The organism is Chryseobacterium sp. 2987 (assembly GCF_031456375.1).
GTDB classification, from domain to species: Bacteria; Bacteroidota; Bacteroidia; order Flavobacteriales; family Weeksellaceae; genus Chryseobacterium; species Chryseobacterium vaccae.
Genome location: NZ_JAVDUN010000007.1, coordinates 73,152 through 88,567 on the forward strand (window position 1 = coordinate 73,152; position 15,416 = coordinate 88,567).

Below are 15,416 nucleotides of genomic sequence, written 5' to 3' on the forward strand. Positions count from 1 at the left end.
TGGTATCCTGCCACTCCATTGGAGAAAAGAAATCCGGCACTCGTTACCTGGCATCTTTTTAAAAAGGTAAATGGGAAATTTGTTCCTACCAATATCAAGAAAAAAGGAGTAAGCAGCTTTACCTTTAACACAACAGCTTACAAAGATACCTTCAGGATTGAGGCCTATCTTCATAATCCGGAAGGCAGAGCTCCAATGGCACTGGAAATACAGCCACAACCCAGCGATGTTCCCAGAATCAATAAAGTTGAATTAAAATACATAGACGATACTCCCGGAACTGTTTTCAGCTTCACGGAAAAACTGGTCGCAGAAGCCAAATGCATGAATCTGGAAGGCCAGTATCTTCAATTTACTCTTTGGGAAGATGACGCCAAAGGTTCAGGTCATAATGCAAAAAACTTACCCATAGATAGCAAAAAAGAAAAAGTAAAAAACGGAATTGCCAGAGTAGAATTTATGCTCACCAAAGCCTTAATGAAGAAGGCTATGGAAGGTGAAACCGATCCTAAAGAACTGGAGTTTTATGTAACGGTAGAATACTATTCCCATAAAAAGCATGCTACGGAGAATAAAAGTGTAAAAAATCCTATCATCCTTGATCTCCCGAGTAGCAAACCCAGCCCCAAACCGGTCTCTCCGAAAGAACAGTCCAAAGCTAAGGACTCTCCTGCAGAGAACAAACCAAAGTCTAAAAAAGAAGAAAAAGACATAGCACACCAAGTGATTGACTGGTGGAATGAGCTTTGGGACTGGGGAGAAAGCAATGGCACCATAAAAAAAGATCAAAGACCTACCGCTCCGCCCCCGCCAGGGAATAGTCCCGCAGTAATTAAAGAACCGAAATTGGAAAAAAAGACGGATAATTGTACATGTTTTTGTGATAGAGCAATTAATCCCAAGGAATTAAAAGAAATGGTAATTGCAATGCGAAAAGCAACCTTTGATGAAGCTGGAGAAAATTTCTATAAATGGAACAAAGACAATTTATTTACAGGTGGACATGAACAATTTAATGATAAATCATATGAAAAGTTTGCTGAAGTATTAAACAAAACTTTTGAAAATTATGAAATAACTTCTTGTATTAGAAAAATACACTTCTTAGGACAATGTTATCATGAAACAGGTGCTTTTATGAAAAGTGTAGAAGGGAAAATAAATCAAGAATATTCTTATGATCCATATAGAGGTAGAGGGTTTATTCATTTAACATTACAGGGAAATTATCAAAAATTTAAAGATAATTCCGGATATGATGTTGTAAAAAATCCTAAATTAGTTTCTACAAATATTGAAATAGCAGCCATGTCAAGCGGATGGTATTGGAAATATAATGATAAAGGAAATATTAATCCATTTGCTGATAAAGATAGTGTTTTTGATACTTCCAGAATGGTTAATAAGCCTAATGCAACCAAATCATCCTCAATCAATGGCTATAATCAACGGGTTAATGCTATAAATGCATTAAAAACAGTTTTTCAATATCCTCAAAACTGCTGTAATCTAAATAAAAAGGAAAAATCAAGCAAGAATGAACTTTGCCCAAGTGACTTAGAAGACTGTATTTGTACTACAGCATTCAATGTAAATAATGGTTTTATAGAACATTCAAGAGTTATGAAAAATCATGTTGCTGTAATTGAACATGGAACTTTTAAAGACCCAAAAACAAGTGTTCAAAAAATAATCTTACATAGAACTGCCGGTGGAACAACCCAAGCTTGTATCAATGCTTTTAAAGGTGGGAGAAAAAATAAAAAAGGAGGTATAGATTATTATGGGACACATTTTATTGTTGGGAAAGATGGTGTAATTATTCAAACAGCTAATTTATCAAAAGTGACTTGGCATTGTGCTGGATGGAATTCAAAATCCGTAGGAATTGAAGTAGTTGGTTTTGCAATAGATAAAAATGGTAAACCTACATTAGGATTAAAGGGACAAAATCCAGTTGCAGGCTGGGAGAACTTAACTGAAGAACAAGCAAAATCTGTAGCATGTCTTGTCATCGCACTTTTAAGTTACTATAACTTAGATACAAGTAAAATTGATTGTCATGAGCATTTAGCAGCAAAAGAAGCAGGTGAAGGACAGATTGTTTATAATGCCATTAAAGATTATTTAAAATAATGAAAAATATTACAATTTTATATTTATTATTGTCAGTTATCTTATCTTGTAAGGGACAGGATAAGAATGAAAATAAAAAGACTCAAGTGACAACTTACTTTGCAAAATGTAAAGGACAATATTCAACAGGAGAAACATTAAATAAAAAAGATAAAGCATGGTCTCTGAATAATGATGATGTAGATAAAATAATGAGTTTAGCTACATCTATCACCGAAAATGAATGGCATTTTTCATATCCGATTACACCCTGTAATATTGATGTAAGTAATTATTCATACAAAGGAAAAAAATATGACTTACAAATTAATGGAGGATCATATATATCACTCTTTAACGGTAAAACAACAATGCTTTTAGGCTGTGACTTGCCAGAATGTAAAAAATACTTTTTAAAGTCAAAAGAAAGTATGGAAGAAGATACAATTTCTCTTTCAAATAGTGGTTCAAATGAGTTAGGCCAAACTAAGAGCTTTAAAGTAAATTTTAATAACAATAATTATCAGGATATAATTATTGTAGAGAAAAAAACGGAAGGTTATAATGTTGAAGCAAAATCTAATAATAAATCTTTTTTTAACAAAAACTTTGTTTGTGATTTTATAGATATTAAAACGAAAACGAAAAACAATCAAGCTTTCAATTTAATCTTGAGTTTTACTGATCAATATCAAAATATATTCAGAAAAGTTGTTATTCCTGTTCTTTTTAAAAATAATGACTTTTATATCGAAAAAATATTTATTGCAACCTTAGGAACGAGTGCAAAAACAGGAGAAGAAGAATGGATAAAAAAAGAAATTTCTAAAAAAATTCTTCTTAAACAGCTTGACTTAAATGAAACTATATCAGAATAACAAGACAGGTATACATACACCTTCAAAATTAAAGCCTATCTCCATAATCCGGAAGGCAAAGCTCCAATGGATCGGTTTATACAACATGAAAAAACAAAAACTAGAATTTGTGGGTAACGATTTTCTCCTCATAAAAGAAAATGGCGGTAAATTCCTGTTAATTCTTGAACTATGTCACTAAAATGATGAAGAAACAAATATTTTATATAATTGCCATTCTATGCCTATTCTCCTGTAAAAAAACACAGGAAAACATATCAAAAACAACTATATCTAATGAGCTCTTTATTGGCAAAATTTGGAATGGTGACGTTTTAATTTCTAATTTAAGTTTTGTGAATTCTATTGATTCTTCATGTAAACTAAGCACTACATTTTTTGATAGATCTGAAAAGCAGATTAAAGAAGATGATTCAAAATGTGCATTATCAAAAATCAAATTTGACTATGACCAGCTAAACTCTATCAATAAAAAGATCCATATTGGAAAACTGTCTTCGGGAATAGAGTTATTCATTAAAAACTCATCTCCTATAAGTACAAATAATGCAGATTTAAGTTATCAAGCAACATTATATATTGAGAAAAATAAAACGCTGTCAGATTCTATTATTGTATATCAATCTTTCAACTATTCCGAGGCTTTAACTGTAAAAACAAAATATTATTATATTGATAAAGACAATATTTATTTATTAGATATTGCAGAAGATGAATCCGGAGCAAGTGTTGAAAAATGGGAGCAATACAAAATCAATACTTCTGGAAAAACACTTTTGGTAAAACAAAAATTATTTACAAAAGAAAACAATACTGTAGTTCAGAATAATACTAATGTTTGGAAAGGATCCTATTACTTTGAGGCTACAAATAAAGATAATATAAAAACAATTTTCAATATCACTATAAATTCTTTAGAAGACGTTATGGTACATGTTACGGAAGACAGAACAAAAAATAACTATTCTAATTTAAAAGCTGAACAAATTGATAATGAAAAAATCAAAATTAATTATGACGAATCTGCTGGTGACATGGGAATTATTTATATTGAAAAAACAGACAATAATTACTTTATCTCAGGAAGTCCAATATATTTTATAAATCCTGGCAATAATGAAATGCCTTTACAAAAGACTAAATAATATTTTACATAGTTTATGCTTGTCTTAAAGTACAATTTGCTTTAATAAATTCAAAAAATGCAAACCAGTAAATTTTCACAATTAATTCTTTGCTTATTTTTTATAACAATCAGTTGTAAGAAAAATGATTCAGATAAAAGTATAATCCGAGCCAAACAAGAAAATCAAGTTTCGTCTGTTATTAATAATATAAATGATAATTCTTTTGTACTAAGCTGTGGATCAGGTTGTGCGATGACATACACACCAGAAACCGTTTCACAAGATAAGCAAACAGTAAATGTAAAATTCAAAGTTGAAACCTATATTAATGAAAAACCATCTGATACATATTATGAGAAATATAACTTTGTTTATAATAGCTTAGGTGAAATAGAAAAAGTAAACCTTGAAGGAAAAAATGATGATATTTTACAAAATCTTATGCCTGATGTTCAAGCAGAGTTTAAAAAATTTAGTAAGATTCTATTAAAAAATAAGAATGTAGATATATCAAAATTTTCGAAAACAAAACAGACTTATATTACTAACAACAGCAAATTTTGTACTTTACCATTTGACTTTGATACTTATTATAAAGCATGTATCGAAGATAATAAGAATTGTGAGGGTAAGTATCCTTCTTACACTTTTTTGGAGAATAAAGATATCCTTGAAAACTATGGTATCAAGGAGCAACCATCTATCTTTTTTCTTCTTCCGAAAATTAACAATTTACAACCCATAATTCTTGCTTTTACCGATTCTGATATTGAAGGCTATTTTTTAAAAATTGTCAACAATAATAAGATTATTTCTTCATTACAAATTGGAAAAATGGATGGAGAAACCATTGAAGATTTTGTTATTACTGAAACTTTTGATATTAATATATATACAAGAAATAACTCTACTGAAAAAAGAGTTTTAAAAAAGAAATATAAAATAATGGAGCTATAAAATAATGAATAGTAAATATTTGCTAAAAAATGTATTGTCCTTGTTATTCCTATTAATTATAGGCATCAATATCACTTCCTGTAAAAAAGAAGTGCCTAAAATAGATATAAAAAAGACAGGAACTGTTTCTAATATTTATTCAGAAGTTAAAATTGAAAAAGTTAAAATAAAAGAAAACTCAGAAAATATAACCTATGAGTTAAAAACTTCAGAAATGAAGAACATCTTTTTAACTTTAGATTTAGAAAAGGAAACTTCAATTTTAGAAATTGATAGTCAAAAAATTAATACTGATTTCAATTTTTCTTATGACATTGCAGCCAAAGATGCTATTGATGAAATTAAGCTTCTCGCCAATGATAAAAATAACCTCATCTTTTTATTTCCGTCAATTACTGAAGAGTATTTAACATTTCAAATATTAAAATATGATCAATTAAAAAAAACGTTTTCGGATAGTCATTTTTATTTTGAAACCCATGAGGATATCCATCAATTATATGTAGACTCTAAAGCTACTTTATCAGAACAAAATAGTTCATATTTATTAGAAATTGGTTCTTATCAGTTCAAGGGGAATTTTCAACCTATAGATAATACTACACAGAAAAATAGTTCAGCACACTTAATAAATTCAAACAATAATAGGAATAAAACAATTATTGAAACAAAAACTTATCCCTCGGATTTAAAAGGAATGTGGGCCGTAATCTGTCAGAATGAATTAACAGAACTGAGTGTCAATAAAAATGAAGGTTTTCTATCCCTGTACGATTTCAATGCCATTTACATCAATCTAAAGGTAGAAAGATCGTCCAATAAGAATGAATATCTTCTGAAATATGCAAGTGTATCTTCTCAGGAAAACTATTATAAAGAATATCTAAAAATTGTAGATGAGGAGATCTCCAAAGATAAGGTTATTGGAAAACTGATTCTACAAAAAAATGGGAAAGCAGAACTCCAATGGATTGGTTTATATAACATGAAAAAACAAAAACTAGAATTTGTGGGTAATGATTTTCTCCTCATAAAAGAAAACGGCGGTAAACTCCCATTAATTCTTGAACCCTGTCACTAAAATGATAAAGACGCAAATACTTTTTATAGTCGGACTTTCTATTTTATTTTCCTGCAAAGAAACAAAGCCGGAAACCCATCAACCATCAGGTTCTGATGCGATAAAGCCTGTTAACGATACTAATAAAAAGGATAAAAAGATCAATAAAGTAAATTCTGATCAACCTGAAAGCCAGAATAACGCCTATTTCATTTACGAAAAATGGAATACAATAAACAAGGCTGAGGGAATTTATCAGAAAAACAGATTAACACTACAGTTAAAGAGTTATTTAGATGAATCTAAAAATATCGGTGGAAAAAAAATGTATATCAACAATAAAGAAATTGATTTTATTGTATCGGATGCCTACGTGCTTACTCCTTTTATATTTACTGATGGGTATGAGAACATACTTTTAATTCAGGAAGAAGATGAATCCGGCATCTATGGATACAGGTTGTACTATTTTGATAAAGAAAAACTGGTAAAAAAAATCATTTTAGATGTAGCACCTGTTGAAGATACAGTTGAAATCAATAAATTTATTACATTTAAAAACGGAAAACAAAATATTATTCCAATCATTCTGACCGATCAATATTACGATACGGAGCTTTATACAATGAAGCCATCTTCCAGCTATCGTTTCGTAATCAGTAAAACATCCAACCAATAAAAAATAAAATGTATTCTCTATTTCCTGATATATATACGAAAACAAAACGTCTTGAATTTACCGGAAAAGATTTTCTGCTGATCCGTGAAAACGGAGGTAAAACACCCCTGATTCTTGAACTCTGCAATTAAAAACCATGAAAAGAACACTGAGAACTCTATTATTTCTCCTGGTGGTATCTATCATTTCCTGCAAGGAAACTAATGATTCCAAAAACAAACAGAAATCTGCTCCGATTTCTGAAGCAGAGAAAATTATTCCTGAAAAACAGATTTCGGAAAAACAGCAGGAAATCAATTCAGATAAAGCTGTTTCACAGCAAACCACCCCTTCTTTCACCTGGAACGGAAAATATTTTGGAACGTTCTGAGATTAAAAGATGAATCTGCCGATCCACGGGCATGGGGCCAGATCAAACTGGATATTCACAATAAAAAAGCCATTTTTGTCATTGACTCTTATGTTGAAATCCTTCAAAAAAATCTGGAAGTGCTCAGCCAATCCCCCAAAGAGCTAAAATTAAAAGATCCATCCACAGGAAAATCCCTGACCATCACAAAGACAGATCAATTAATACTTAAAGGAAGCCTTATGGAATCAATAGTCGGGGAACAGAAAGAATATAAGATTGAGAAACAATAAAACTTATGACCTTTAAACCTTTTCAAACCTCAATGAAAATCTATACAATTCTGATCTTCACCGTAGCAGCTTTTCTTTCTTTGTCATGCGAAAAGAAACAGGAGCAGACAGCTTCAGTACCCAAAGCAACTGTTGTTAAAGCCCAGCCTGCCCAAAAGAAAGCACTTGTTCAAAAAGAAGACACATTCAAATCGTGCGAAGAACTAATCGCAGCTTTGGTGAAATCCAGCAATGTTTCTGCTCTGAAAACTTTCAAAGATGTTAAAATCCGGATAGAAGAGGTCACATCTGAAAAAATCACCGTTGAACTGTATGTAACCAATGATATTTCCGAAGATTCATCCGTAAAAATGATGGCAGATCATGCGGTAGGCTGGCTGGAATTTTTCCCTGCTGCAAAAAAACTTCAGGATATTACCTTCGATCCGGAAGAACCGGAAATCCTGAAATATGACCATTCCCTTATCGGAAAAACAGAAATTACAAAACTGTGCGTTTCTGAAGAAAAACAATAGGCATTTTCATCAGAAAACAGTCTAAAATTCATTATATTTGAAAAGCTGATTATCTTATGAAGAAAATACTTATCACATTATTAGCAGCCTTATCTGTTGCCGCTTTTGTTCTTTTTCTAAAAAAAGATCCGGCAGAAAATAATGGCCCGGGAATACTTTTACTGCCTTTTGCCGTGATGCTTTCCATTCCTGTGATGAAATTCCTCTTTCCGGCAACCAAAGAATTAAAGATCGGAACACTAGACTTTTATCCTAATCTTGTACATAAAACTGTTGATTTTTTAAAAAAGAAAAGGAGAAACAAATAATGTTTTACAGATTTCAGAGATCTATTTAAAAGTATTAAACAAAACATTTTCCTGGCTTCATTTTTAGCTAATCCCTTCAAATTGGAAGTTCCGTTTTTTTCATAACTTTACTCTAAATTTCAGCTTTTGGCCAATCTTTACAAAAAAGACTCACCCTTTCAGGTTTACATTTCATTCAAAAAATATTTGGATGTACTGGAACATATTCGGTACAATGATCGTCTGGAATATCGTGTCAATTACGCTGAATCCCTGATCGACAGTACTAAAAATTTTCAGGAACTAAGAGAAGGTTTTCAGGATGTTTCTCTTCTGGACAAACATGAGGACCTCATCAGAATGCTTCTGGCAGACCTCTTCCCCACCGGACTCACCCATAACGAGATCAAAGCGGCCAGTATTCCACTTTCCAATATCACCTTCAATTACACGGAGAGATTTAAAAGTATTCTTAAAGATGCCGGTAAAGATTTTGAAATAGAACTCAGGAATATTGATGACAATGAATTTTATGTATTCTGCTGCTGCCTGATCCTTCAGAGCTATTTCAAAAAAGATATCAAGAGCACTATCCCGTTTTACTATGATATCCCGAATAAACAGGGAATCATGAAACATTATAAGATTACGGTCAATTCAGATTTTACAGAAATCTATCCTACAGAAACGGCAAAAATTCCTGAAGATGACGTGTTGGATATGCTGTTGGAAAACCTCGATGATTTCAAGCTCTGGAAAAGGTATTTCCCGTCACAGTCATGGGTTCTGAAAGGGTTCACCATTATATCGCTGGTAGACTGTACTTCGGAAGTGGCATTATCCGAGCTTAAATCAAGTATGATAGAGATCGACCCGGAAGACCTGAGTCCTGATGAAAACCTTACAGAAATTTTCAAATCGTACTTTGATGTGGCAGACCTTAGCTTCGGATTAATGCTTTTCGACCAGAAAGGCCAGAAACTGGAGAAACTTCCGATCTATGAAAGCCTTTTCAGTAATCATATTCTTGATTTCTGGATCAATGCCTTTGACGAAGAAACACGAATCAATACTTTTAACAATTTAAGTCATAATTCAAAACCAATTGTCGTCTCCAATGTCGGCAATCTGGATGAAAATATAAAAGCGCTGCCCTCTTTCAGTATTTTAAAGGAGAACGATATCAACAGCTTCATGGTGATCCCCATCATGAAAGACAATGAGCTTCTGGCCATCATGGAATTTACGTCTCATCATGCCAATAGTTTCAACGGCTTAAAGCTGAAAAAGATGGAGTTTTTCACGGATATGATCCTGTTCTCCCTGACCCGGTTCAGCTTTGAAAAAAACTATCAGATAGAAGCCATTATCCAACGTGAATATACTTCCATCCATAACAGCGTAGTCTGGAAATTCCGGAACGAAGCCGAAAAATATTTCAATGCTTATCTGGCCAAGAAAATGTATACACTGAAGCAGATCTCCTTTAAGAATCTCACCCCTCTGTTTGGGTTTTCAGATATCCGTTCTTCTTCAGACAAACGTTTTAACCTGATGCTGGAAGACCTTAATCAACAGATTGAGGTCCTTCATGATATTTTCACTCTGATTAATTCCGATTCAGAGAAATACCTGCTGGCACTGGATGTTTTTGAAAATGAACTGAACAACGAGATCAAAGCTGATACGGAACAACGTTTCCAAAGGATTTTGAGAGAAGAAATTCATCCTTACCTGCAGGGCAAACTAGAGGTGAAATCAACAAGAGAAATCAAAGCAAAGATCAAAGATTATTTTTTACAGGTCTTCCCACAAACCGACCTCTTTTATGCCAACCGGAAAAGGCTGGATGATTCCATTACCCTGCTCAACAGGAAACTGGCAGATATGCTGGATGAAAGTCAGATCAAAGCCCAGCAAATCTTTCCGCATTATTATGAAAGATTCAAATCGGATGGTGTGGAGCATAATCTGTACATCGGGCACAATATTGCCCCGGAACTTCAATACTCCTCCAAAGTCGTTCACAAATTAAGATACTGGCAGCTGAAAACCATCTGCAATATGGAACGCGAATTCCAGACATTTAAAATGGATCTTCCCATCCGACTGGATATTGCCTCCCTGATCTTTGTGTACAACGAAAAAATAGACATCCGTTTCAGAATGGATGAAAAACGCTTTGATGTAGACGGTGCCTACAATTCTTATTATGAAATTGTTAAAAAACGTCTTGACAAATCCCATGTTAAAGACTCTACAGAAAGGATTACCTGTCCCGGAAAGATTACCATCGTTTATTTTGGCATGGAAAACCAGAAAGAATATCTGGAATACATCGCCAAGCTCCAGAAAAAGGGAATCCTTCAGCACGATGTAGAATTCCTGAAAGTAGAGGATCTTCAGGGAATTACCGGGCTGCTGGCTCTGAGGATTTCAATAGTTTAAAATTAAAATATCCAGATCAGTTACTATTCATTTTAGAAAGGCAGATATTAGATTTTAATAATATTCAATTTTTCTGACCCACTTATATAAATCTTTTCCATCTACATTTTTAATTATTTCTATCCAGTTTTTATATTTATCAAACTTATACTTGAAACGTATTATTTTGGATTCCTTTTTTTGATCTTCCTTTCCTAATTTATCCAGAAAAAATAGTCCGGTTATATAATTGCCTTTATACTCAATTATCTGATCATGTAAAATTTCACCTTTGTAATATGTTGTTTTCCTTTCTTGTTTTTGGTTTTTAGTATAAACTGTATATTCTGAACTTTCAGCTTTTTCTTCTTTAATTAATTTTCCATTCTCAAAAAAACTATATGAATAAGGTTTTCCTTCTTTTAGTAACGTTTTTTTTACAATATTTCCAGATGCATCATATTGATATCGAAATTGTCCCATGGAATATATTTTGTTTTGAAGATTATCTTCATAGTTGAAAAAATCTTCTTCAATAACCCTGTATTCGTTATCATAAATTTTAATTCTACTCAATCTCTTATGATAAACAGAGTCTGTGCTTCTCATAAAAGATCCCTTTCCTGTTGCTTTCCAAATATTATTCGTTACGGCAAAAATGCTGTCTTTCTTTGTAAGAGTGTCAAACTTCGTTACAATTAAAGGTTCATAGTTTCCAGTCTTATTCAAATATCTTCTTGCAGGTTCATCTTTCCATTGATAAGAATTTTCTTTAAATGCTGCCGTTTTACTGTTTTCCTCATACCAGTATTTAGACCTTCTTTCGGAATATTTGTTTTTAGATATTTCTGTAATTAATCTGTTTGAATGATCAAACGTATAAACATAATCATCAACAATTTCTCCCGACTTGTAATACCATGTTTCCTTTATAATATTTCTGTTTTTATCATAATAGGTTTCATTATTTATATATCTGCAAAAATAGGTCTCAAACCACGTATCCCTCATACTTTTTCTTAGGTTACTAGGGGTCTTAATGATTGAGTGACCATATTCATCATCCCCTTTTATAAAAGTATATGGTCCAGAATCATTTAGAAAAATGACGAACTCTTTTACAAATTTAGGTTTTCCTAAAATTGAATCTTTAATAATTTGAGCATGTAATAAGGCAGATGAAAGAATAAAAAAAAATAATAAAGATTTCATAATTAAGTTCTGCTTAAATTATTGTGGTCGTTTTATAATTACTACCATTATTCGTTATTGGGCAAAGATTAAATCTTCTGTATCTGGGAGAAACCATAGCAAGTAATTCTCCTAAAAAGGAAACAAATCCTTTCATTATTGTTTGGTAAAAACTAAATTTTCCGTATCCGGAAGATATACCGTTTTATCTGGATTTCCCGGGCAATTTTCATCAGTAGTGGCTGAACCATTTGGCCTATAGATCCAAGATATCTGTGTATCATTAAGTTTTTTCAATATAATCTTTCCCCAGCCTATCCCGCAATTAGTTCCACTATAAATAAATGTTACAGTATTTTGTAAGGGGTTGGTGGCAATACTTTCAATAAAATGATGTGAGGGTTGATTATCTGGAAATGTCATATTTTGAATATCTTGCAGTACATTACCAAACGAATTCTTTATCATATATCTTATTATCAAAATATCCCGATAGAAATTTTTATTTGCTCTTTTAATCAGTCTTTGATTATCCTTTGTGATAAACAATGTAATTTCATTTCCTCCATAATTAGTTTTATAAACCCCAATATAACGTTCCAGTTCGCTATTAAGATCTTTTAAATATGAATTATTGGGTACTGTCTCATAATCTGTATTTAAAGGATACACCTGCTGTGCTTTACATGAAAAAGTTAATGTTATAGTAGCTAATAATATAATTTTTGACAAGTAAGTTTTCATTTTGATAATTTTTTAGTTAGGACAAGGAATTTCGGTTGGAATTCCATTATTATTAAACATAATTGTATTAATAGTTCCATCATTTTCTATTCTTTGCAATACCATTTTTGTTTTATCTATATTCATTCTATCTAATGTATCAAAAAATAATTTTTCAACACCTTTATAATTAAGTGATACTCCTCCATCATCTGAATACGGAGAAGTAGGCAATATAGACGTTAATTTATTTTCTCTTTCTTGATAATCTTTTATAATATCTATCATATTATAATCTGTAAAAGTAACCGTCCCTGCATCCTCTAATGAACCTTCATACCGAATCATATAATGAAAATATTTTTTACCACCCGGGCAGCTGCATGGTTTAGCGCCTATTACTCCGATAAAAATATCACTTACTGTAGAGGGGGTTCCTGAAGTCACTCTAGTTCTGAAAAATGATTGTATATCATTAGGAGAAAAAATCTGGATTCCTACATCCGGGTGTGAGTGATAAAAACCTTTAATCCCCGCTAAACTTCCAACCTCCCATTCTCCTTTTACAGGTCCCTGAGTTACTTCAGTGGATGTACCATCTACATTCACCTTAAACCCAAACTCATATCTGCCATTACTGTCAGCTTTCTCTCTTACATCTTTTATTTTATTCTGTATCCCCGGGTTGGTAATGATCTGTTTATTTTTCTCGCATGGATCTTCTGGTGGATCAGGATATTCATGGCCGTCATCACTGCTTCCACCTCCACCACCTCCACCGCTAAACGGGTCACCAAGCGGATCAAAACTCTTATGAGGAGGGCCTCCGTTCCCACCTTCCTTCCATTCGCAAACCATCTGTGAGTAGCTCAGCGGCTCACAATCCGTTTGTCCATTCAGACAGCCTATCACAATGGTTCTGGTAGAGCATACATATTTTGACTTAGCGGCAGCCCCGTCTATCACTTCGCTGTGGCTAAGAATATTAGAGTATAGTACATGCTGAAAGAAACCTAGAAGATCAGCATCATCTTTTTCATAGAAATACACCCTGTTACCTTTTCTTACCGCCTCCATCAAAAGAACAACTTTGTCTTTTTTCACTACAGGAACCAATAGATACTTTTCCCCAAACTGACCGAAACTCATCGCATAATTCCAGTACAGCTCGCCATAAGTTTCTTTTACTTTTTCCAGGTTGGCGGCCTTTAAGAATACCTGTTGTATTTTCGCAATATATACATCGTCTTCCTGCCATAAACTTTTCGAAACATATTTTGCAGCAGTGGCACCTTTCGATGGTAATCCCTTGGTATTATCGGGTTGAAGGAGATCCTCACGGATACAGGAACAGACAGAGAGCACTGCCAGAATGACCAGGAAAATCCTGGTAAGGTTTAATTTTTTCTTCATACATTTTTGTTTTTTTGGTGGGTTAAATATATAAAAAATTCACAAACGCATGAATAAAATAAAAATAAAAGCAGCCAAATATGCTTGTTTTTAATCATCACAAAGTCCCAGGCTTATCTATTGACAAGTCTGTGACGGTAGGGCGAAAAGTATTTGAAATTTTCGTCAATAATTTTTTAAGAAAAAATAGCCCCTCTGATTAAAAAAAGTATGCAGATAAAGTTTTCACTTCATCAAAGCGAAAGAAACGCATACCCAAAAGAAAGCACGGAAATAATAATACCGGCCATAAAGATTTTATAGGTAATAGAAAGAAGCTTGTATTTTCTATCCAGCACTTTTCCGAGGAAATAAAGATCTTTTACCATAGAATCATAGATATAATCCCGGTCTTTGATCAGGTCTCTCATCGCATCATGATAATCATTGAACAACATCTGGTGAAAGTTCCCGAAAAACAATAGGTTTACTTTTCTTTCTTTAATATCCTGGGCGGTAAATGCCGTTTTCGTGACATTGGGTTTTGTAGATAAAATCGCAAATATAATTGTCAGTACACTCGATAGCAGGAGAATAAAACTTGGAATGATCAGGTGTGAATTTTTGGGAGTATCCAGTTTAGGAACCAGCACAGAAAGACATACAGAAATGATGATCGCATTCACGGAAAGCAGGATGTTCGCTTTGCTGTCTGCAATATCACTCAGTCGGGTATGGTTATTCAAAGTTACCCTGAACAGCGTATCCACACTACGGTCAGATTTAGGTTCCTTTTCTTTTTTATTATCGGAGCTTTCTTTTTTATCGTCTTCTTTTTCCAGCTTTTTCTCTATTTTTTTAATATTCTTCTTTTTCAAAGGATCCCAGTTTTCCTTGGCGTATTCTGTATAGTAATGATGTTTATTTTTCAGCATATCAAGATTTCCGGCATTCCATTCTTCATTGGAAAAGCATCTTACATTCGTAAGCTCCCATTCTTTTCTCAGACAATCGGAAATATCACTGTAGTCATGGCTTGCAAAATGGCTGCAATCGGCATCCTTCGCAATTTTTTCAAGAAGATTCTGCGGCTCATAAGTGATTTTTGTTGCCAGAATCAATTGGGAAACATCGTGGATATAATTTTCAGGATAGTTTTCTTTCTGTAAAAAGTCTTTCAGAATTTCAACCCCTCTTTCCTCATGGTTCTGGGCACATTCTATATAACCGGTATCATGAAACCAGAGAGCCAGCAGCACTTTTTCCTGGTCCTCTTCAGAAACCGGGGTATGCTTCATAATCTCTTCAGCCTTATTGACCGTATAGGTGGTATGAATAAAATTATGGTAAAAGTATACAGAAGATAACTTATCTTTGAATAAGATTTCAACATAATCTTTGGCTTTGTGTAAAATGCTCATCC

Annotated in this window: 15 protein-coding genes; 11 read left to right on the top strand and 4 right to left on the bottom strand. The window is 32.9% G+C overall.

Annotated features, from left to right (window positions below; all coding sequences use genetic code 11):
* The first annotated feature begins 18 nt into the window (after positions 1-18).
* From J2Y40_RS19500 to J2Y40_RS19550, 11 genes are all read left to right on the top strand, one after another.
* The gene (locus J2Y40_RS19500) at positions 19-2,136 is read left to right on the top strand and encodes an N-acetylmuramoyl-L-alanine amidase (RefSeq protein ID WP_185152007.1); all 2,118 of its coding nucleotides are present in this window, start codon (positions 19-21) and stop codon (positions 2,134-2,136) included.
* On the top strand, positions 2,136-2,993 hold the full coding sequence (locus J2Y40_RS19505; RefSeq protein ID WP_153398096.1) for a hypothetical protein: 858 nt from the start codon (positions 2,136-2,138) through the stop codon (positions 2,991-2,993). Before J2Y40_RS19500 ends, J2Y40_RS19505 begins: the two co-directional genes overlap by 1 nt.
* A 182-nt stretch (positions 2,994-3,175) precedes the next feature.
* Positions 3,176-4,138: a hypothetical protein gene (locus J2Y40_RS19510; protein WP_310000858.1), complete on the top strand. Its 963-nt coding sequence runs from the start codon at positions 3,176-3,178 to the stop codon at positions 4,136-4,138.
* A gap of 57 nt (positions 4,139-4,195) precedes the next feature.
* The gene (locus J2Y40_RS19515; protein ID WP_310000860.1) at positions 4,196-5,077 is read left to right on the top strand and encodes a hypothetical protein; all 882 of its coding nucleotides are present in this window, start codon (positions 4,196-4,198) and stop codon (positions 5,075-5,077) included.
* A 4-nt stretch (positions 5,078-5,081) separates the two neighbouring features.
* Positions 5,082-6,158: a hypothetical protein gene (locus J2Y40_RS19520; RefSeq protein WP_310000862.1), complete on the top strand. Its 1,077-nt coding sequence runs from the start codon at positions 5,082-5,084 to the stop codon at positions 6,156-6,158.
* A gap of 1 nt (position 6,159) precedes the next feature.
* Entirely contained in the window at positions 6,160-6,816 is a 657-nt protein-coding gene (locus J2Y40_RS19525) for a hypothetical protein (protein ID WP_310000865.1), read from the top strand.
* Between the two features lie 8 nt (positions 6,817-6,824).
* Entirely contained in the window at positions 6,825-6,947 is a 123-nt protein-coding gene (locus J2Y40_RS19530; RefSeq protein ID WP_262885782.1) for a hypothetical protein, read from the top strand.
* A 5-nt stretch (positions 6,948-6,952) separates the two neighbouring features.
* The gene (locus J2Y40_RS19535) at positions 6,953-7,186 is read left to right on the top strand and encodes a hypothetical protein (protein ID WP_310000868.1); all 234 of its coding nucleotides are present in this window, start codon (positions 6,953-6,955) and stop codon (positions 7,184-7,186) included.
* A 304-nt stretch (positions 7,187-7,490) separates the two neighbouring features.
* Complete coding sequence (locus J2Y40_RS19540) at positions 7,491-7,973, top strand: hypothetical protein (RefSeq protein WP_310000870.1); 483 nt, start codon at positions 7,491-7,493, stop codon at positions 7,971-7,973.
* 56 nt (positions 7,974-8,029) lie between these two features.
* Entirely contained in the window at positions 8,030-8,281 is a 252-nt protein-coding gene (locus J2Y40_RS19545; RefSeq protein WP_310000872.1) for a hypothetical protein, read from the top strand.
* 126 nt (positions 8,282-8,407) lie between these two features.
* A complete protein-coding gene (locus J2Y40_RS19550) occupies positions 8,408-10,708 on the top strand; it encodes a GAF domain-containing protein (protein WP_153398080.1) in 2,301 nt (766 codons plus the stop codon).
* A 54-nt stretch (positions 10,709-10,762) separates the two neighbouring features.
* Here the strand turns inward: J2Y40_RS19550 and J2Y40_RS19555 are convergent, their stop codons facing one another.
* From J2Y40_RS19555 to J2Y40_RS19570, 4 genes are all read right to left on the bottom strand, one after another.
* Positions 10,763-11,899: a hypothetical protein gene (locus tag J2Y40_RS19555; RefSeq protein WP_310000874.1), complete on the bottom strand. Its 1,137-nt coding sequence runs from the start codon at positions 11,897-11,899 to the stop codon at positions 10,763-10,765.
* 135 nt (positions 11,900-12,034) lie between these two features.
* Positions 12,035-12,622 (bottom strand): DUF6705 family protein, encoded by a 588-nt coding sequence (locus J2Y40_RS19560; RefSeq protein WP_153398076.1) that lies wholly within the window; start codon positions 12,620-12,622, stop codon positions 12,035-12,037.
* Between the two features lie 12 nt (positions 12,623-12,634).
* Entirely contained in the window at positions 12,635-14,014 is a 1,380-nt protein-coding gene (locus J2Y40_RS19565; RefSeq protein WP_310000876.1) for a hypothetical protein, read from the bottom strand.
* Between the two features lie 233 nt (positions 14,015-14,247).
* Complete coding sequence (locus tag J2Y40_RS19570; RefSeq protein ID WP_153398067.1) at positions 14,248-15,414, bottom strand: Pycsar system effector family protein; 1,167 nt, start codon at positions 15,412-15,414, stop codon at positions 14,248-14,250.
* Positions 15,415-15,416 lie beyond the last annotated feature (2 nt).

What these genes read in the sequence shown, in the direction of transcription:
- J2Y40_RS19540 (WP_310000870.1), top strand. Translation starts at nt 7,491, where the DNA reads ATGAAAATCTATACAATTCTGATCTTCACCGTAGCAGCTTTTCTTTCT.
- J2Y40_RS19535 (WP_310000868.1), top strand. Translation starts at nt 6,953, where the DNA reads ATGAAAAGAACACTGAGAACTCTATTATTTCTCCTGGTGGTATCTATC.
- J2Y40_RS19505 (WP_153398096.1), top strand. Translation starts at nt 2,136, where the DNA reads ATGAAAAATATTACAATTTTATATTTATTATTGTCAGTTATCTTATCT.
- J2Y40_RS19545 (WP_310000872.1), top strand. Translation starts at nt 8,030, where the DNA reads ATGAAGAAAATACTTATCACATTATTAGCAGCCTTATCTGTTGCCGCT.
- J2Y40_RS19530 (WP_262885782.1), top strand. Translation starts at nt 6,825, where the DNA reads ATGTATTCTCTATTTCCTGATATATATACGAAAACAAAACGTCTTGAA.
- J2Y40_RS19525 (WP_310000865.1), top strand. Translation starts at nt 6,160, where the DNA reads ATGATAAAGACGCAAATACTTTTTATAGTCGGACTTTCTATTTTATTT.
- J2Y40_RS19570 (WP_153398067.1), bottom strand. Translation starts at nt 15,414, where the DNA reads ATGAGCATTTTACACAAAGCCAAAGATTATGTTGAAATCTTATTCAAA.
- J2Y40_RS19560 (WP_153398076.1), bottom strand. Translation starts at nt 12,622, where the DNA reads ATGAAAACTTACTTGTCAAAAATTATATTATTAGCTACTATAACATTA.
- J2Y40_RS19520 (WP_310000862.1), top strand. Translation starts at nt 5,082, where the DNA reads ATGAATAGTAAATATTTGCTAAAAAATGTATTGTCCTTGTTATTCCTA.
- J2Y40_RS19510 (WP_310000858.1), top strand. Translation starts at nt 3,176, where the DNA reads ATGATGAAGAAACAAATATTTTATATAATTGCCATTCTATGCCTATTC.
- J2Y40_RS19565 (WP_310000876.1), bottom strand. Translation starts at nt 14,014, where the DNA reads ATGAAGAAAAAATTAAACCTTACCAGGATTTTCCTGGTCATTCTGGCA.
- J2Y40_RS19555 (WP_310000874.1), bottom strand. Translation starts at nt 11,899, where the DNA reads ATGAAATCTTTATTATTTTTTTTTATTCTTTCATCTGCCTTATTACAT.
- J2Y40_RS19515 (WP_310000860.1), top strand. Translation starts at nt 4,196, where the DNA reads ATGCAAACCAGTAAATTTTCACAATTAATTCTTTGCTTATTTTTTATA.